Source organism: Microbispora oryzae, assembly GCF_017896165.1.
GTDB classification, from domain to species: Bacteria; Actinomycetota; Actinomycetes; order Streptosporangiales; family Streptosporangiaceae; genus Microbispora; species Microbispora oryzae.
The window spans coordinates 88739-106013 of sequence record NZ_JAFCNB010000012.1; the positions used below are offsets into that span (position 1 = coordinate 88739).

The 17275-nt window shown below is 70.5% G+C and carries 15 protein-coding genes; 12 read left to right on the forward strand and 3 right to left on the reverse strand.

The window, feature by feature from the left end; translation table 11 throughout:
- The 4 genes from JOL79_RS21635 to JOL79_RS21650 are packed head-to-tail and all read left to right on the forward strand — an operon-like array spanning nucleotide 1 to nucleotide 4809.
- A complete protein-coding gene (locus tag JOL79_RS21635) occupies nucleotides 1-1029 on the forward strand; it encodes an NAD-dependent epimerase/dehydratase family protein (protein WP_210157701.1) in 1029 nt (342 codons plus the stop codon).
- Nucleotides 1026-2309: a DUF4910 domain-containing protein gene (locus JOL79_RS21640; RefSeq protein ID WP_210157702.1), complete on the forward strand. Its 1284-nt coding sequence runs from the start codon at nucleotides 1026-1028 to the stop codon at nucleotides 2307-2309. Before JOL79_RS21635 ends, JOL79_RS21640 begins: the two co-directional genes overlap by 4 nt.
- Nucleotides 2306-3295 carry a hypothetical protein gene (locus JOL79_RS21645; RefSeq protein WP_210157703.1) on the forward strand — a complete coding sequence of 330 codons (990 nt, stop codon included), beginning with the start codon at nucleotides 2306-2308 and terminating at the stop codon, nucleotides 3293-3295. The genes JOL79_RS21640 and JOL79_RS21645 overlap by 4 nt, the downstream gene beginning before the upstream one ends.
- Nucleotides 3292-4809 (forward strand): oligosaccharide flippase family protein, encoded by a 1518-nt coding sequence (locus tag JOL79_RS21650; RefSeq protein WP_307848656.1) that lies wholly within the window; start codon nucleotides 3292-3294, stop codon nucleotides 4807-4809. The genes JOL79_RS21645 and JOL79_RS21650 overlap by 4 nt, the downstream gene beginning before the upstream one ends.
- Here JOL79_RS21650 and JOL79_RS21655 read toward each other — a convergent pair.
- Nucleotides 4799-5770 carry a glycosyltransferase family 2 protein gene (locus JOL79_RS21655; protein WP_210157704.1) on the reverse strand — a complete coding sequence of 324 codons (972 nt, stop codon included), beginning with the start codon at nucleotides 5768-5770 and terminating at the stop codon, nucleotides 4799-4801. The two genes, JOL79_RS21650 and JOL79_RS21655, sit on opposite strands and share 11 nt — an antisense overlap.
- A gap of 376 nt (nucleotides 5771-6146) precedes the next feature.
- Between JOL79_RS21655 and JOL79_RS21660 the strand changes: the two genes are divergently transcribed.
- From JOL79_RS21660 to JOL79_RS21670, 3 genes are read left to right on the forward strand one after another with little or no spacing between them, the layout of a single operon-like run.
- Nucleotides 6147-6944, forward strand: a complete 798-nt coding sequence (locus tag JOL79_RS21660) for a hypothetical protein (RefSeq protein ID WP_210157705.1) — start codon at nucleotides 6147-6149, stop codon at nucleotides 6942-6944.
- An 11-nt stretch (nucleotides 6945-6955) separates the two neighbouring features.
- Nucleotides 6956-7693, forward strand: coding sequence for a GumC domain-containing protein (locus JOL79_RS21665; RefSeq protein ID WP_210157706.1), 738 nt, complete (start codon nucleotides 6956-6958; stop codon nucleotides 7691-7693).
- A gap of 11 nt (nucleotides 7694-7704) precedes the next feature.
- Nucleotides 7705-9063 (forward strand): O-antigen ligase family protein, encoded by a 1359-nt coding sequence (locus JOL79_RS21670; RefSeq protein WP_230985205.1) that lies wholly within the window; start codon nucleotides 7705-7707, stop codon nucleotides 9061-9063.
- On the opposite strand, the gene JOL79_RS21675 is transcribed toward JOL79_RS21670, so the two are convergent.
- On the reverse strand, nucleotides 9002-9547 hold the full coding sequence (locus JOL79_RS21675) for a dTDP-4-dehydrorhamnose 3,5-epimerase family protein (protein WP_210157708.1): 546 nt from the start codon (nucleotides 9545-9547) through the stop codon (nucleotides 9002-9004). The genes JOL79_RS21670 and JOL79_RS21675 overlap by 62 nt on opposite strands.
- Nucleotides 9548-9699: 152 nt before the next feature.
- Between JOL79_RS21675 and JOL79_RS21680 the strand changes: the two genes are divergently transcribed.
- Genes JOL79_RS21680 through JOL79_RS34240 form a run of 5 tightly spaced genes read left to right on the forward strand, consistent with a single transcriptional unit; the run spans nucleotide 9700 to nucleotide 16117 of the window.
- A complete protein-coding gene (locus tag JOL79_RS21680; protein ID WP_210157709.1) occupies nucleotides 9700-10464 on the forward strand; it encodes a WecB/TagA/CpsF family glycosyltransferase in 765 nt (254 codons plus the stop codon).
- Nucleotides 10465-10488: 24 nt separating this feature from the next.
- Complete coding sequence (locus tag JOL79_RS21685; RefSeq protein ID WP_210157710.1) at nucleotides 10489-12591, forward strand: glycosyltransferase; 2103 nt, start codon at nucleotides 10489-10491, stop codon at nucleotides 12589-12591.
- Nucleotides 12588-13877 (forward strand): hypothetical protein, encoded by a 1290-nt coding sequence (locus JOL79_RS21690; RefSeq protein ID WP_210157711.1) that lies wholly within the window; start codon nucleotides 12588-12590, stop codon nucleotides 13875-13877. Before JOL79_RS21685 ends, JOL79_RS21690 begins: the two co-directional genes overlap by 4 nt.
- Nucleotides 13878-13934: 57 nt before the next feature.
- The gene (locus JOL79_RS34235) at nucleotides 13935-15206 is read left to right on the forward strand and encodes a hypothetical protein (RefSeq protein WP_230985206.1); all 1272 of its coding nucleotides are present in this window, start codon (nucleotides 13935-13937) and stop codon (nucleotides 15204-15206) included.
- The gene (locus tag JOL79_RS34240) at nucleotides 15203-16117 is read left to right on the forward strand and encodes a Gfo/Idh/MocA family protein (protein ID WP_307848657.1); all 915 of its coding nucleotides are present in this window, start codon (nucleotides 15203-15205) and stop codon (nucleotides 16115-16117) included. The genes JOL79_RS34235 and JOL79_RS34240 overlap by 4 nt, the downstream gene beginning before the upstream one ends.
- On the opposite strand, the gene JOL79_RS21700 is transcribed toward JOL79_RS34240, so the two are convergent.
- Entirely contained in the window at nucleotides 16104-17225 is a 1122-nt protein-coding gene (locus JOL79_RS21700) for an acyltransferase family protein (protein ID WP_210157713.1), read from the reverse strand. The two genes, JOL79_RS34240 and JOL79_RS21700, sit on opposite strands and share 14 nt — an antisense overlap.
- Nucleotides 17226-17275 lie beyond the last annotated feature (50 nt).

Genomic DNA, 17275 nt, shown 5'->3' on the forward strand with positions numbered 1-17275 from the left:
ATGCGCGTGCTGTTGACCGGACACCAGGGCTACCTGGGCACAGTGATGGCCCCCGTGCTCGCCGGAGCGGGGCACGAGGTCGTCGGCCTCGACTCCGGGCTGTTCGCCGACCGTGTCCTCGGCCCGGCGCCCGCCGACCCGCCCGGTCACGCCGTCGACCTCCGGGACGCCGGGCCCGAGGTCGTCGCCGGGATCGACGCCGTCGTGCACCTCGCGGCGCTGTCCAACGACCCGCTGGGCTCGCTCGCCCCCGACCTGACCTACGACATCAACCACCACGCGTCCGTACGGCTGGCCCGGCTGGCCAGGGACGCGGGCGTGCGCCGCTTCCTCTACGCCTCCACGTGCTCGGTCTACGGCGCGTCCGGCGGCGACGACCTGGTCGGAGAGGACGCGCCGCTGCGGCCCGTCACGCCGTACGCCGAGTCGAAGGTGCGGGTGGAGGACGACCTGTCCGAGCTGGCGGACGACGATTTCACCCCGGTCTACCTCCGCAACGCCACCGCGTTCGGGTTCTCCCCGCGGCTGCGGGCCGACATCGTGCTGAACAACCTGATCGGCCACGCGCACCTGACCGGAGAGGTGCGGGTGCTGTCCGACGGCACCCCGTGGCGGCCGCTGGTCCACGCGCTCGACATCGCCGAGGCGTTCGCCCAGGCGCTGGTCGCGCCGCGGGAGGCCGTCCACGACAGGGCGTTCAACGTCGGCACCGAGGCCAACAATCTGACGGTCGCGGAGATCGCGTCCCACGTGGTCGAGGCGGTGCCCGGGTCGAAACTGGTCATCACCGGTGAGGCGGGCGCCGACCCCCGGTCGTACCGGGTGGACTTCTCCCGCGTGCGTGCCGCGCTTCCCGGCTTCCAGGCGCGCTGGACGGTCAAGGACGGCGCGGTCGAGCTGATCGACGCCTACCGGCGGTTCGGGCTCACCTCGGAGAGCTTCGACCGCGGGTTCACCCGGCTGGCGCGACTGTCCGACCGCCGCGCGGCCGGAACGATCGGCGACGACCTGCGGCCGGTGGCCGGATGAGCGATGCCGGGCGCCGGATGCACGCGCTCGTGGAGCGGCTCTACCCGCTGTGCCGGAGCATCACGGGGAACGGGGTGCGGCGCACGCTGGAGATCGTCGCGGAGTCGGTGCCGCTGGAGGTCCACGAGGTGCCGACCGGGACCCAGGTGCTCGACTGGACGGTCCCGAAGGAATGGAACATCCGCGACGCGTACGTCAGGGACCCCTCCGGCCGCAAGGTGATCGACTTCGCGGAGTCGTCCCTCCACGTCGTCGGTTACAGCGTGCCGGTGTCGGCCACGATGAGTCTGGACGAGCTCCGCCCGCACCTGCACACGCTGCCCGGGCAGCCGGACCTGATTCCGTACCGGACCAGCTACTACGCCGAGACCTGGGGCTTCTGCCTCAGGCAGGAGACGCTCGACGCGCTGGAGCCGGGGCCGTACGAGGTGGTGATCGACTCGACCCTCGCGGACGGTCACCTCACCTACGGCGAGCACGTCGTGCCCGGCGAGTCGGCCGACGAGGTCCTGGTGTCGTGCCACATTTGCCACCCGTCGCTGGCCAACGACAACCTGGCCGGCGTCGCGGTTGCCGTGGAGCTCGCGCGGCGGCTGGCGGAGCGGACACCGCGTCACACCTACCGGTTCGTGTTCGCACCGGGCACGATCGGGGCGATCACCTGGCTGGCGCGCAACCGCGACCGGGTCGGCCGGATCGGGGCGGGGATCGTGCTCGCCTGCGCCGGCGACAGGGGTTCGCTCACCTACAAGCGCAGCAGGCGGGGGAACGCCGCCGTCGACCGGGCCGTGGAGCACGTGCTGCGCGCCTCCGGCCGCGCGCACACGGTCGTGGACTTCTCGCCCTACGGCTACGACGAGCGGCAGTACTGCTCGCCCGGGTTCGACCTCGGGGTCGGCTCGCTCACGCGCACGCCTTACGGCGCCTACCCCGAATATCACACCTCGGGGGACAATCCCGGCTTCGTCTCCCCGGAGGCGATGACCGACACGCTGGAGACCCTCTGGGAGGCGGTGGACGTGCTGGAGCGCGACCGCCGCTACCTCAACCTCAGCCCGTACGGCGAGCCGCAACTCGGCCGCCGCGGCCTGTACGGCTCGCTGGGCGGGCGGAGCGACACCAAGCGCGACCAGATGGCGATGTTGTGGGTGCTCAACCTCTCGGACGGCGACCACAGCCTGCTCGACGTTTCGGAACGTTCCGGGCTGACGTTCGGCGAGGTGGCCCGGGCCGCTCGTGCTCTGGAAGAAGCGGGCCTCTTGAAGGGACTGGAGAAATGAAGCTCCGAGTGGGAGACCTCGTCGAGGTCCGGAGTGAGGCCGAGATCCTGGCCACGCTGAACGAGAAGGGCGAACTTGACAATCTGCCCTTCATGCCAGAAATGCTGCGTTATTGCGGGCGGCGCCTGACGGTGCACAAGGTCGCGCACAAGACGTGCGACACGATAACCAGGACCGGTCTGCGGCGCATGGACGACACCGTTCACCTCACCGAGGCCCGGTGTGACGGCTCGGGTCACGGCGGATGCCAGACCGCGTGCCTCCTGTACTTCAAGGAGGCGTGGCTCAAGAAGGTCGACCCGGCGGAGCCGCCGGCGGAGCCGGTGCGTGAGCCGCGGCTGCTCCCGCTGCTCGACGTGAACACGCGAAAGGAGCCGGGGCCCGGCGGGGAGGATCGCTTCTCCTGTCAGGCGACCGAGCTGTTACGCGCCGCCCCGCGCTCGTTGCCGCTCAAGAGCGCGGGGCAGTTCGTGGCGGACGTGCGCGGCGGCAACGCGGGCGTGGGGCGGACCGTGTACGCCGTCCTCGTCGCCCTCTATAACCGGTACCAGGGGCTGAGCCGCCGCCTGCTGCCTCCTTGGCTGCGGATCAGGGGTGGTCTTCCCTGGGGAGGCGTGCGCGGCACGGTGACGGGCCGGACGCCGGTGGAGCTGCTCGACCTGCGCCCGGGAGAGATCGTCCGGATCAAGCCCAAGGAGAAGATCCTCGCGACGGTCAACGGGGAGCTGCTCAACCGCGGCATGTCGTTCAACGAGGAGATGGCGCGGCACTGCGGCCGGACGGCCAGGGTCCGGGCGAGGGTGGAGCGCTGCGTCGACGAGGCGACGGGCCGGATGCTCGAGATGAAGACCGCCTGCATTGTGCTCGATGACGTGGCATGCACCGGCATGGACCTGCTTAACTGCCCGCGTGGGTTTTACCCCTTCTGGCGGGAGATCTGGCTGGAGCGGGTGAACGAGCCAGTGCCTGCTGAGGAGAGCAAGTGACGACAGGGCACGAAGGCACGGCGCAGGGTTCGACGCACGGCACGGCGGAGGCCACGACGACGACCACGGCCTCTCCGGCGGAGACCGACCGTGACGGTTCCCCCGGGCTCGGGTTGCGCTGGGGGATCGTGGCCAAGGTCGCCACCAAGATGATCTCATTCGGCATGAACCTGGTGCTCGCCCGCGTGCTGGCGCCGGAGGACTTCGGCCTCTACGCGGTCGCGCTGGCCGCCAATCAGATCCTGTTCTACATCAACGACGCCGGCATCGTCGCGGCCACCGTCCAGTGGCGGGGCAAGATCGAGGAGATGCTGCCGACGGCCACGGCGATGGTCCTGGCCCTGAGCGCCACGGTGTACGGAGTGTTCTGGTGGCTCGCGCCGTTCTTCGCGGGGCTGGCCGGAAACGCCGACGCGGCCCCGCTGGTCCGGCTGCTCACGGTCTCCATCCTCATCGACGGCTTCGTCAGCGTGCGCAGCGCCGTGATGTTGCGCCGCTTCCAGCAGGACAAGATCGCGAAAGCCAATATGGCCGGCGTCGCCGTCCAGGTGGCCCTGGCCATCGCGCTCGCGTTGAACGGCGCGGGCGCGTACAGCTTCGCGGTGGGGAACGTCGCCTGCTCGCTGGTCGGCGGGGTGCTGATGTTTTTCTGGGCGGGAGTGCCGCTCCGGCTCGCGTTACGGCGCGACATCGCCGCGCGGCTGCTGCGGTTCGGGCTGCCGCTGGCCGCCAGCCTCGGCGTGGAGGCGGTTGTGCTCAACGCCGACTCCGTCATCGTCGGCAAGACCCTGGGCGGCGCCATGCTCGGCATGTACCTGCTCGCGGTCAACGTGTCGAACTGGGTGCCCGGCTTCATCGGAGAGATCCTGCGCCACGTCACGCTGCCGGGGTTCGCGCGGGTGGCGGAGCACAATCCCGCCGCGTTCTCCACCAGGGTCCAGCAGATCGTCCCGATGCTGCTGGTCCTGGTGCTCCCGATCGCCGCGCTTGTGGGGACGCTCGCGCCGCCCATGGTCGTCTTCCTGTACGGCGACAAGTGGCTGCCGGCCGCCGGAGTGCTGTCGTTCCTGATGATCCTCATGGTGGTGAGGATGCTCACGGCCCTCAGCTTCGACATCCTGACCTCGCTGGGGGCCACCCGTTCCGTCGTGCGGATGAACCTCGTGTGGGCCGTCGTCCTGCTGCCGTCGCTGTATGCAGGCGCCCGGTTGTGGGGCGTCTACGGAGTGGCGCTCGCGCACGCCGCGGTGGCGCTCGTGGTCGCCCTCCCCCTGGCGGTGCTCTTCCTGAGACGGGAGCGGGTCGAGCTCAGTCCCCTCATCCCGAGAGTCGCCCGTCTGCTGCTGGGCGGACTGGCGGCCGTGGCGGCCGTCTGGGCGGTGGCCCGCCTGACCGGCGGGACCATCCCGTTGGTTCAGCTCTGCGCGGGGGGAATCGCGGGGCTCGCCGTGTTCGCCCTGGTCGGGGTGCCGGTCTCCCAGATCAGGGAGATGCACGCCCGGATCATGACCTGACCGTCTCGCCCTCTGCGGGGCGACGGCGGCCGCGGGCGAGGTCGATGCCGACATGGGCCACATTGCGCGCCATCGGCACCGCGTTGCGCCGCAACCAGGGCCACATGGCCGGGTAACACAGCAGGCGCTCCCCGCGGCTGAGCGGCGCGTTGCGCACCGCGCGCAGCAGCGCGCGGCCCTCCTCCACGTTGGGCAGGAAGAAACGGTGGTCTTCATCGGGCATCTCGCGGCGGCGCCAGGCGCGCACGTCGTACCTCTGGCTGTCGCTGGCCGCGTGGTTGCGGTGCCGCAGCAGCGGCTCGTCGACCAGCACGAAGGGGCCGATGAGGACAAGCTCGGCGATCATCACGCGGTCGCCGGCCAGCACACGCGCGAGCGGCAGCGCCCGGCTGAGCGCCGAACGACGGATGAGGCCGTACAGATGCAGACACTCGTCGTAGTGGCGCAGCTTGGCGCGCAGCCGCTGAGAAGGCCGGGGGGCGTCGGTCGCCGCGGCGGTCCGCCAGAAGCCGAGCCGCCTCCCCTCCGCGTCGATCTCCTCCGAGGCGGAGAACGCGACCGAGGCCTCGGGATGGTCGCGCAGCGCCGCGGACAGCAGGGCGAGCCGGTCCTGACGGTACTCGTCGTCGGCCGTGGCGAAGGAGAAGTACTCGCCCCGGGTTTCCTGAACGATGCGGTTGTAGTTGGCGATGACTCCGACGTTGCGCTCCCTGCGCAGGTAGCGGACGCGTGGATCGTTCCTGGCGGCCTCCCTGCAGATCTCCTCGGTCGCGTCGGTGGAGCAGTTGTCCGCGATGACGAGCTCGAAGTCGGCGTCGCGCTGGCCGAGGACCGACGCCAGCGCGCCGGTCAGGTAGGGCTCGCCGTTGTAGACCGGCATTCCCACGCCGATCTGTGGCGCGGCCGTCCCGATGAGGTTCGGCGCTCGTCGCGCCTGAGGCGCGGCTCCGCTGGGCGTCATTGTGTCCACCCTTCGTGGGGTTCCAGGAGGCGCCCGGGCCGCACGGCTTCTCGCCCCGGCATGGCGGTCCTTATTCTCGCGACGGAGAACGGAATCGGCAATCCCGTTTATGGCAGGTCCGTAACATCAAGAAGTGATGTCCCGATGAGCGAACTGTATGGTGTTCGCAGAGGTCCGTCGCGGCACCTGCGGATTCGGGGTTGAGGCGAGGGTGAACATGGTCTTCTGGAGAACCATCTTCAATCTGCTGCGATTGAAGGTGGCCGGCCCTCTTATCGTCATCGGTGCTCTCGGACTAGCCACACTGGCCTTCTTTCTTGCGCCCCTTCGCTATACGACCAGCGCGTCCCTGGTCCTGACCTCGCCGGCGAGGAGCGTGCTGCCCGGGGACACCGACAAGCAGCCGGGCCTCGCCAATCCGCTGCTCCAGCCGAACGACGGGCTGCGTACCGTCGCGGGCATCCTGATCCTCACGATGAACAGCCCGGACGAACGCAGACGTCTGGGCATCACCGACAACAGTCCCACCGATCTCACGATCGACGACGGGCGCTCCGACCCCGCGCTGCTCGGCATCACCGCGTCCGGGCCGTTCGTGCACGTCGAAGTGGACAGCCCGTCGAAGGACACCGCGCGGACCCTGCAGGCCGCCGCGCAGGCCCGCGTCCGCGAGCAGCTCAACACCTACCAGAGGATGCTCGGAGCGCCGCGCAGCACATACATCGGGATCAGCACGGTGGCGTCGCTCGGTCCCGACGAGAGCTACACGGTGAAGTACGAGGCCGCCGCCGCCGCGCTACTCGGCGGGCTCGTCGTCGGGCTCTCCTCCGCGTACGCCGTCACGTCCCGCCGGGACCGGCGCAGGCGTCCGCCGAGCGGAGGGCCGGACGTGGTGATGTGGCGGAGCGCCGAGCAGATCAGGGGCATCGGCCCGGCCGGCGGAACGACCGGCGGCAACGAGCTCAGCCGGTACGAGCCGGAAGACGAGGGGCCGGAGGACGCGGGCACGCAGCCGGAGACGCCGCCAAGGCCGAAGGAGGACCAGCCGCGGGAACCGCGGGTGATGACGACGCGGCGGGTGGAGGACACGGACGAGTCCGGGGCAGGCGCGGACGACGACACCCAGACCTGGTTCGTCGTCGAGGTGCTGGCGCCGGATGAGGTCGACAGGTAGAGGGGGGCGGAGTGGACTTCTGGGCGGCGACCAACGTCGTCTTACGTCGCTGGTATGTGGCCGTCACCGCCTTCCTGCTCACCCTGGGCGGCGCGTACGGCGTCTATCTGGTCATCCCGGTTAATTACGTGTCGACCGGGGTGATGGTGCTGACCATACCGACCACCGGTTCCTTCCAGGTGACCGACTCCAGGCGGCCGCAGCTGCTGATCAATCCGCTGCTCAACTTCGACGGCGGGTTGAACATGTCGGCGTCCATCCTCGTGCAGATCCTCAACACGCCGGAGACCGCGGCGGACCTCGGCGTCGTCAAGGACGGCCCGGTCACCTACACGGTCAACAACGGGCACCCCAATCCCGAACTGCTGTTCAGCACGCCCATGGTGATGATCGAGGGCAAGAGCACGGTGCCCGCCGAGGCCCAGAACATCGTGCGGAAGGCGGTGAAGCGGGCGAGGGAGGAACTGCTGAGGCGTCAGCGGCAGCTCGGCGCCCCACCGTCGACCTACATCACGATCACCGAGATGGTTCCGGCGACCACCCCCCTGCCGCAGCGCAACGGGAAACTCCGATTCGTCGCCGCGGTGCTTGTGCTGGGCGCGCTCGCCGCCCTGGCGTCCTCCTTCGCCACGGAGAGCGTCGCCGCCGGCCTGCGCCGTAGAAAGGCCCAGAAGCTGTCCGCGGCCGATCAGGGTCAGTCCACGACCTGGGAGGCGGCGCCCAAGTCCACGGCGGGGCTGCGGTCATGAGCGCCACCCCCTTGACGATCACACGGGATCCGGTCGCGCCCTCGCAGCGGCAACGTGCCGACGGCGCCACGCTGGCGGTCGTCTTCGCCGTGATCGTGATGCTTGTGCCCGCCCGGCTGATCATCAAGGGGCTGCCGTTCGCGCTCACGCCGGCCGAGGCCGTCGGCCTGCTCGCCGCGGTGTGGTGGTTCTGCGCGCACCTGACGAACACCCTGGGCGCCGCCAAGGGCCGCACCCCGGTGCGCACGGCGATCTACGTCTACGGTGTCTCGCTGCTGCTGACCTACGCCTACTCGTCGGCGGGCTTTCTCCCCTCCCGCGAGCTGGAGCTGGCCGACCACGCCGTCGTCACCTCGGCCGCGATGGTGGCGATCGCGCTGCTCGCCTGCGACGGCGTCCGCGGCCGTGACCGCATCGATGTGGTGTTCAAGGCCCTCGTCGTCGCCGGGGCGATCATGGGGCTGATCGGCGCCGTGCAGTATCTCCTCAACTTCGATCTCACGCGGTTCATGGAGTTCCCCGGCACCGAGGCCCAGGTCGTCGGCGATGCGATCCTGCAGCGCAACGGGGTCAACCGGGCCGCGTCCACCGCCAGCCACCCCATCGAGTTCGGCGTGGTCTCGGTGATGGTGCTGCCCCTCGCGCTGCACTACGCGTTCCACGCACGACAGGACGGCAAGCCCGCGCTGCGCTGGTGGCTGTGCTGCGCGCTGATCGCCGCCGGCATGGTCTTCTCGGCGTCGCGGTCGCCCATCCTCGGGCTGACGGTGGCGGGCGCGGTGCTCCTCGTCGGCTGGCCGATGGCCCGCAGGATCCGTGCGGTCGTCGCGCTCGCCGGGTTCCTCGTTGTGGTCAAGCTGGCCGTCCCCGGCCTTCTGGGGGCCATCACGGGCCTGTTCACCAACCTCAGCAGCGACACGAGCCTCGCCTACCGGACCAACGACTACGACACCGCCTTCGCCGAGATCCGCAGGCACCTGCTGCTTGGCCGGGGCGTCGGCACCTGGTACGCGCCGCAGCACGTGGTGTTCGACAATCAGTACCTCCTCACGGCGGTGGAGGCGGGACTCCTCGGCGTGGCCACGTTCGCCGGGCTCTTCTTGACGGGGATCTGGTCGTCGCTGCGCGCCATGTGGCGGGCCGCCGACCCGTCCACTCGCGATCTGGGCCTGTCCATGACGGCCTGCCTCGTGATTCCGCTGGTCGGCTCCGCGACGTTCGACCTGCGCGCCTTCGGGATCGTGAACGGCGTCGCGTTCCTGCTCGTGGGTATGGCCGGTGCGCTGCTCCGCTCGCAGACGAAGGAGATCAGCCCTCCAGTCGCGCCCGCAGTCGCCGCCACGACTCCGCCTGGAGGTCGCGCCGGCTGACGGCCGTCACGGGCAGCGGCCACGCGATCGCCAGGTCGGGATCGTCGTACCGCACCGAGAGGTCCTCCGCCGGGTCGTGTTCCCTGTCGATGCGGTAGCAGACGTCGGCCTCCGTCAGGGCCTGATAGCCGTGCAGGAGCCCGGGAGGCACGTACAGGTGGACGAAGCTCTCGTCGTCGAGCACGACCGACATCCGCCGGCCGTAGGTCGGAGAGCCGGGCCTGGCGTCGACGAGCACGTCGTGGACGGCCCCACGGGCGCACCGGACGAGCTTGGCCTCACCGGCGCCGGAACGGCCGTGCAGGCCGCGGAGGCCGCCCGCCACGGTGCGCGACTGACTGTCCTGGACGAACGAGGCGGGATCCAGCCCGTGCGAGGCGGCCAGGGCGGCGTCGAACGTCCGCGTGAAAAGCCCGCGCTCGTCCCGGTGCGGGGTCGGGACGAACAGCAGGACTCCCTCGATCGGACCGCTTTCGACTCTCATGCCCGCATCATTGCCCATACCGATACGCTCAGGAGGCCCTTATATGTAACGGGTCAGCTACCGCGACCGATCTACGGATAGGACAGGGCCGGATGGAAGCGGGGGCATTCTTGGTCGACCACTCGTCCGGCGCGTCCGGCGCGGCGACTCCGATGGTTCCCCGAACGCGGGTCGGCGCCGTCGAGGTGATGGCGCTCACCGAGACCGGCGTGTGCGACCACGTCTCGCGGGCGTGGCGGGAGAACAGGGGCGGCTCGATCGTCACCGCCAACGTCGACATCGTTCGCGCGGCCAGCCGCGACCCCGCACTCGCCGCCCTGGTGGCGGAGGCGGAGCTGGTCGTGGCCGACGGCATGCCCGTCGTGTGGGCGGCCCGGCTGGCGGGACGGCCGGTCCCCGCCCGGGTGACCGGTGCGTCCCTGCTGTTCAGCCTGAGCGAGCGCGCGGCGCGAGAGGGCCGGTCGGTGTTCCTGCTGGGCGGCGAGCCCGGCGTCCCCGACGCGGCGGGGCGAGCGCTCGCCGAACGTTACCCGGGCCTGTGTGTCGCGGGCGCGTACGCGCCACCCCTCGGCTTCGACACCGACCCTGGCGGAATGCGGGAGACCGTGGAGAAGGTGGCCGCCGCCACCCCCGATCTCGTCCTCGTAGGCCTGGGATTCCCCAAGCAGGAGCGCACCATCGCGGCGCTGCGTCCGCACCTGCCCAACGCCTGGTACATCGGCTGCGGGGCGGCCATTCCGATGGCCGCGGGGCAGTTCCGCCGGGCCCCGGAGGGCCTGCAGCGGCTCGGTGGCGAATGGGTGTTCCGGCTGCTGCTGGAGCCGCGCCGCCTCGCCCGCCGCTACCTGCGGGAAGACGCGCCGTTCGCACTCACGCTGCTCGCCGGGGCCCTGCGCGACCGCCTACAGGGCCGCTGACCCTCTTCGTGGATAGGTTTCCGCATGTCTGTGCCAGCATGGCCGCCTCTCGCCGTGGTGATCGTCGCGTACGGCAGCGCCGGGGTCATCGAGGAGTGCCTGCGTTCGCTTGGCCCGGCCCTGACCGGGGCCGGTCCCGCCAGGGTCATCGTGGTGGACAACGACTCCCCGGACGACACCGCCGACCGGGTGCTGGCGTTCGGCGACGGGGTCGAGCTGATCCGGACGGGGCGCAACGGCGGGTTCGCCGCCGGGGTCAACGTCGGGATCGCCGCGGCCGAGGGCTGTGACGTGCTGGTGCTGAACGCCGACATCCGGCTGCGGCCGGGTTCGGTCGCCGCGCTGCGCGGGGCCCTCGACGTCCCGGGCACGGGGATCGCCGTGCCCCGGCTCCTGGGCGCCGACGGGGACACCCAGCCCTCCCTGCGGCGGCGGCCCACGGTGCTGCGCGCGCTCGGGGAGGCGGTCCTCGGCGGCAACCGGGCCGGAACGCGTGCGTCATTGGGCGAGCTGGTGCTCGATCCCGCCGCCTACGAGTCGCCGGGCGTGGTGGAGTGGGCGACCGGAGCCGCCTGGCTGATCTCGCGTGCCTGCATCGACGCCACGGGCGCACTGGACGAGCGGTACTTCCTCTATTCGGAGGAGACCGAGTACATGCTGCGCGCCGGGGAGCGGGGATTCGCCGTCCGGTACGAGCCCGCGGCGGTCGCCGTCCACCTCGGCGGGGAGCAGGCGACCTCCGTGCCGCTGTGGACGCTCGCGACGGCGAACCGGGTGCGGCTGCACAGACAGCGCCACGGCCGGATCCGCGGCGGGACGATGAGGGCCGCCGTCGCGCTCAACGAGGCGATCCGCGCCGTCACCCGGCCCGGCGCGCCGGGCCGCAAGCACCGGGCGGCGCTGCGGGAGCTGATGACGATGCCACGGTGGCCCGCCACGCCCGGCGGTGCCCAGGAGCGGGCGGACGAGCCGTCCGGCTACGTCTGCTTCTCCGCGCAGGACTGGTGGTATCACAACAGGGCGCACTCCGACTTCCAGCTCATGCGCCACGTGTCCGCGCGGCGCCGGGTCCTGGTCGTCAACAGCATCGGCATGCGCATGCCGACGCCGGGCAAGTCCACGCATACGCTCCGCAGGATCGGCCGCAAACTGGCGAGCGTCGCCAGATTCCTGCGGCGTCCGTCGCCCGAGTTCTACGTGATGTCCCCGCTGCCGCTGCCGCTGTACGGCTCGCGTCTCGGCCGCTGGGTCAACGCGGCCCTCGTTCGGTCGCAGGTGTGGGCGGTGTGCCGGGTGCTGGGTCTGCGCGAGCCGATGATCATGGTGACCATCCCCACGGCGTGGGACGTGGTCCGGCCGATGCGCAGACGGGGACTCATCTTCAACCGCTCCGATCGGCACTCCGCGTTCCCGGAATCCGACCGGGAGGTCATCGAGGCGCTGGAGCGCGACCTGCTGAGAGGCGCCGATCACGTGATTTACGTGAGCAGGGCGCTCATGGCGGAGGAGCGGGCGCTGACCGGAGACCGGGCCTACTTCCTCGACCACGGTGTGGACCTGGCGCACTTCCGGCGCCGCCCGCCGGAGCACCACCCCGCCGACCTGCGCGCGATTCCCGGCCCCCGGGTGGGCTTCTTCGGCGCTCTCGACGACTTCGTCGTGGACTTCGAGCTGCTGGAGCGGATCGCCGTCGAGATGCCGGACGTCTCCCTGGTGCTGGTGGGGGACGGGAACGGTCCGATGGACCGGCTCACCCGCCACCCCAACGTCCACTGGCTGGGCTTCCGGCCGTACGAGCAGATACCCGCGTACGGCTCCGGCTTCGACGTGGCGATCATGCCCTGGCTGGACAACAGTTGGATCAGGCACGCCAACCCGATCAAGCTGAAGGAGTACCTCGCGCTGGGTCTGCCCGTGGTGAGCACCGACTATCTGGAACTGGCCGGCTACGTGGACCGGGTGCGCGTGGCGGCCACACCCGACCTGTTCGTCAAGGCCGTCCGCGCGTCGCTGTCGGAGGGAGCGCCCGCGTCGCCGGAGACGCTGCGCGACTCGGTCGCCGCCGCGGACTGGTCCGCACGGGCCGCCGAACTCGTGACGCTGGCCGAGCGGCGGAGCGCGCGATGAGGCGATGGGGGCCGCTCGCGCTCACGGTCGCCGTCGCGGCTCTTACGGCCGCGTGCTCGACGCCGGGCGTCGAAGGCGCGGCGACGCCGTCGCCCCGGCCGTCGGTGTTGCGGCCGGTGCCGTGGGACGGCGGCCCCGGCTACTACGCGCGCTTCGGCGAGGCCGCACGTGCCGGGTGGGCCAAGCCTTCCTTCTTCCCTATCGGCATTTGGTACGCGTCCGTACATACGGCTGAGGAGGTGGCTCAGGACAAGGCCGCCGGGATCAACACATACGTCGAACTGACGGATGACAGCGATGTCCGCCTGTTACGCTCCAAGGGCATGTCCGCGCTGACCAGTGGCCCCCTCCCGGGTGCGGGCGCGGAGACCGTGGGCTGGCTCATCGGCGACGAGGCCGACATGTGGGGCGGGCCGGGTGACGGAGCCTGGACCGGAACGCAGACGTTCGACGGCACGGCATGCACGGACAAGGACCGGCCGTGCGGTTACACCGCCATGCGGACGCTCGCCGCCGGAGTGCCGAACGACGGTCGTCTCCGCTATGCGAACTACGGCAAGGGCGTCATGTACTGGGAGTCCGATGAGCAGGCGGCGAAGTTCGTCAACGGCTTCACCGACATCGTCTCCACTGACCTGTACTGGTACACCAACGTCTACGCCTGCGACGAGGCACGGCAGTTCATGAACCTGCCGCCCGCCCAGTGCCGGCTCGCGGCCAACTATGGGGCGATCATCGACCGGCAGCGGGCGCTCGACGCCCGCGACGGCCGTCTGCAACCCGTGTACGCCTTCATCGAGTTGGGCTACCCGGGCAAGAAGGCCACCGGTGTGATCCGGCCGGAGCAGATGAAGGGGGCCGTCATGAGCTCCCTGATCCACGGCGCCCGGGGCGTCATCTACTTCAACCATTCCTTCGGCGGGTCGTGCCAGTCGATGAACCTGCTGCGCGACCAGTGCGGCGACACCATCAGGCCGGCGGTGACCGAGATCAACAGGCAGATCGCCGCGCTGGCCCCGGTGCTCAACACGCAGTCCTACGAGTACGACTTCGCACCAGGAGTCGACGCCGTGCTTAAGCGGTACAAGGGCTCCTACTACTTGTTCGCGATGGTCGCACGGGGCGCGCGGACGGGTGCCCGGCGGTTCGCTCTGCCACCCGCCCTCGCCGGGGCGAAGAAGGCCGAGGTCCTCTTCGAGGACCGCACCGTCCCCATCGACGCGGGCGGGTTCGGCGACACATTCGAGGCCGAGTACGCGTACCACATCTACAAGATCACTCCATGACGGCACGACGATCCGGCGACAGGAGAGGCATTGGCCGCCAAACAGGGAAGCGGACGCTTGCTCAGGCTGCTGGCGGTTTTCATCGCGTTGATCCTGGCTGGATGCGTCGCCAGCGCGAGCGCCCCGTGCGTCGCGCAGGACCTCAGCCTGCCGAGGGTGCCCTGGGAAGGGGGCCCGGCCTACTATGGGAGGTTCGCCGCCGCGAAGGCGATGGGGTGGGTCAACCCCTCGTTCTTCCCCGTGGGCGTGTGGTACGAGTCGGTGCGCGACGGCAAGGACGTCGCCCTGGACAAGGGTGCGGGCCTCAACACCTACGTTGAGCTCACCGACGACAGCGACCTGAACCTGATCCGGTCGAACGGCATGTCCGCCCTGGTCGGCAAGCCGCACCCGGGTATGGGCGCCGAGACGGTCGGCTGGCTCATAGCCGACGAGGCGGACATGTGGGCGGGACCGGGCGACGGCCACTGGAGCGGCGACTATCCCGGTGAGGGCGCGCCGTGCGTCCCGGAGAAACCGCCCTGCGGCTACACCGCGATGCGGACGCTGAAGGACAGGCTGCCCAAGGGCGGCGACCGGATGTACTACGCCAACTATGGCAAGGGCGTGCAGTTCTGGCAGGCGCCTGCGGAGGCCGGCAAGTTCGTCAATCCCTACACCGACGCCACGTCCGCCGACATGTACTGGTACACGGACCCCGGCATCTGCCAGGAGGCCGGGCTGTTCTTCAAATGGGCGGCCGCGGAGTGCCCGCTCGCCGCCGACTACGGCGCCGTCGTCGACCGCATGCGCATGCTCGACGCGATGGACGGCCGCAGGCAGCCGCTCTACGCGTTCGTCGAGCTCGGGTGGCCCAGCAAGGAGGGGACGCGGACGATCGACGCCCCCCAGATGGCCGGGGCGGTGATGAGTTCGCTGATCCACGAGGCGCGCGGCATCGTCTACTTCAATCACAGCTTCGGCGGCCCCTGTCCCTCCTACCACCTGCTGCGCGAACCCTGCTACGCCGGGATGCGCGCGGCGGTCACCGAGATGAACCGGCGGATCCGGGAGCTGGCGCCGGTGCTGAACACCCAGTCGTACGTGCACAGGTTCTCCCCGGACCTGGACACGATGCTCAAGTGCTACGGCGGTTCGTGCTACGTCTTCGCCATGGTCAGGCGGGCGGGCCCGCTCGGATCGCACACGCTGACCCTGCCGCCCGAGCTCGCGTCCGCGCGCCGGGTCGAGGTGCTCTTCGAGAACCGGACAATCCCGGTCACCAAGGGCGCCTTCCCCGACTCATTCGGCGCGGAGTACGCCTACCACGTCTACAGGGTCACGCCGTGACCGGCGTGTGTGAGGTCGCGCCGGTCGAGGTCGGGCTGGTCGGCGCCGGTCCATGGGCACGTGAGTTCCACGCTCCGGTCTTCGCGGCAGGGCCGGAAACGCGCCTGACGGGGGTGTGGGCCCGCCGTCCCGAGGCGGCGCGGGCGCTCGCGGACCGCTTCGGCGCGCGTCCCTTCACCGACTACAACGAGTTGCTGGCCCACTGTGAGGCCGTGGTCTTCGCCGTGCCCCCCGACGTGCAGGCCCCGCTCGCGGCGGAGGCGGCGCTGGCGGGACGCGCGGTGTTGCTGGAGAAACCCATCGCGCTCACGGTGGAGGAGGCCGAGCGCCTCACGGAGGTGGTGGACGCGACCGGTGTGGTGAGCCAGCTCGTGCTCACCAACCGGTACCGGCCCGCGGTGCGGGAGTTCCTGGCACGGGCACGGGAGCTCCGGCCGCTCGGTGGTCGCGCCTGCCAGTTCACCCCCCACTTCCTCGACGGCACCTACGTGAACAGTCCCTGGCGGGGACGCGGCGGCGTGCTCTACAACACCGGCCCGCACGGCCTCGACATGCTCGACGCGGCGCTCGGGCGGATAGTCGAGGTCCGGGCGGCCGGCGATCCGGCCGGTTTCCTCGCGCTTACCTGCCTGCACGGGGGAGGAGCGGTCAGCCAGCTCGCCCTTTGCGGCAGGGTGCGCGGCGCCAAGAAAACGGTCTACGAGGTGGTCGGGCCGGAAGGTGGCCTCGTCCTGGACTTCGGCACCCTGCCGGAGGACTCGACTTCCACCCGGGCCGCCCTGCGCTCGGAGTTCGCGCTGGCGGTGCGCACGGGACGGCCACACGCCATCGACGTCAACCGGGGCCTGCATCTGCAACGGCTGCTGGCCCAGGTGGAAAAGGACGCGGGACGGGACTTCACACCGCCGTAGGGGGACGGTCCTGCCGATCCCGGCCATGTTGCGGGCCATGTTGCCGGTCACGTCGCCTGCCGCGCAGCCGCAACGCCGGCCGTTCGATCAGCCGCCAGCTGAGCGCCGCCAGCGGCAGGACGATGGCCGTGGTGGCGAGCATGACGGCCACGGGCGTGCGCATCCCCGACCGCACGAGTAGCTGCTGAACGGGGAAGGCCAGCAGATAGGTGCCGTAGGAGAGGTCATAGCTCCCCGTCGGTCGGTGCAGCACGGCCGGCGCCCGGAAGGCCACGGTGAACGTCAGACAGGAGACCGCGCCGATCGCCGCGAGGTTGGCCAGCGGAGTGACCCACAATGCGGCCCAGGCGGCCGACGCCGCCGCGGTCAGCCACAGGGGCGGCCGCCAGCGGGTCTCCCGGACCAGCATGCCGATCGTGAAGAAGGCGATCGGCCCGGCGGCGTAGGCGGACAGCAGGAAGGGGACCAGCCCGCCCACGTACCCGGTCAGGTGCACGGCGGTGGCGATCGCAAGCGCGGCGACGATGAGCGCGACGAGTACGGCCCGTCGTCGCAGCAGCCCCCACCGGCCCAGCAGGGCCACGCCGATGTAACAGAGCACCTCGACGGGGATCGTCCACAGGGAGCCGTTGACGGCCCGGGGATAGGGCAGACCCTCGAACAGCCCGGGCAGCTCGTAGCCGACCGGAAACACGGTCAGCCCTCTGATCAGGTAGCTCCAGGTGCCCCACCGGGAGAAGTAGTCGCCGACCGGGAGAGTGGTCGCGATCGGCCCGAGGATCAGGACCGATGCGACGATCACCACCAGATACGCCGGGTAGATCCGCAACGCCCGCCGCACCGCGTAGCGGCGTGGGGAGGGGTCGGACAGCCAACTCTCACTGATCAGATAGCCGCTGATGAGGAAGAAGACCCCCACACCGATGCCGCCGACCCCGATGCCGCTCGCCGGGTAGAGCGGCGAGCCGTGGCCTGACAGCACCCAGCTGTGCTCGACGATGACCGCGAGCGCGCCCAGCAGCCGGAGCAGGTTGAACGCGTTCGCCCGCGAACGGAGGCGAGGCCGCTCCCCTTCACCGGGCGTCTCGACCTCGACCTCGGCAACCACAGCAAACCGCCCAACGCGCGCATGATTCTCCGGTCCCGTTCCCAGGGGAT

Coding starts and splice junctions, on each gene's coding strand:
- JOL79_RS21680 (WP_210157709.1), top strand. CDS start 9,700: ATGGTTCCCCGAACGCGGGTCGGCGCCGTCGAGGTGATGGCGCTCACC.
- JOL79_RS21640 (WP_210157702.1), top strand. CDS start 1,026: ATGAGCGATGCCGGGCGCCGGATGCACGCGCTCGTGGAGCGGCTCTAC.
- JOL79_RS21655 (WP_210157704.1), bottom strand. CDS start 5,770: ATGACGCCCAGCGGAGCCGCGCCTCAGGCGCGACGAGCGCCGAACCTC.
- JOL79_RS21690 (WP_210157711.1), top strand. CDS start 12,588: ATGAGGCGATGGGGGCCGCTCGCGCTCACGGTCGCCGTCGCGGCTCTT.
- JOL79_RS21635 (WP_210157701.1), top strand. CDS start 1: ATGCGCGTGCTGTTGACCGGACACCAGGGCTACCTGGGCACAGTGATG.
- JOL79_RS21675 (WP_210157708.1), bottom strand. CDS start 9,547: ATGAGAGTCGAAAGCGGTCCGATCGAGGGAGTCCTGCTGTTCGTCCCG.
- JOL79_RS21645 (WP_210157703.1), top strand. CDS start 2,306: ATGAAGCTCCGAGTGGGAGACCTCGTCGAGGTCCGGAGTGAGGCCGAG.
- JOL79_RS21685 (WP_210157710.1), top strand. CDS start 10,489: ATGTCTGTGCCAGCATGGCCGCCTCTCGCCGTGGTGATCGTCGCGTAC.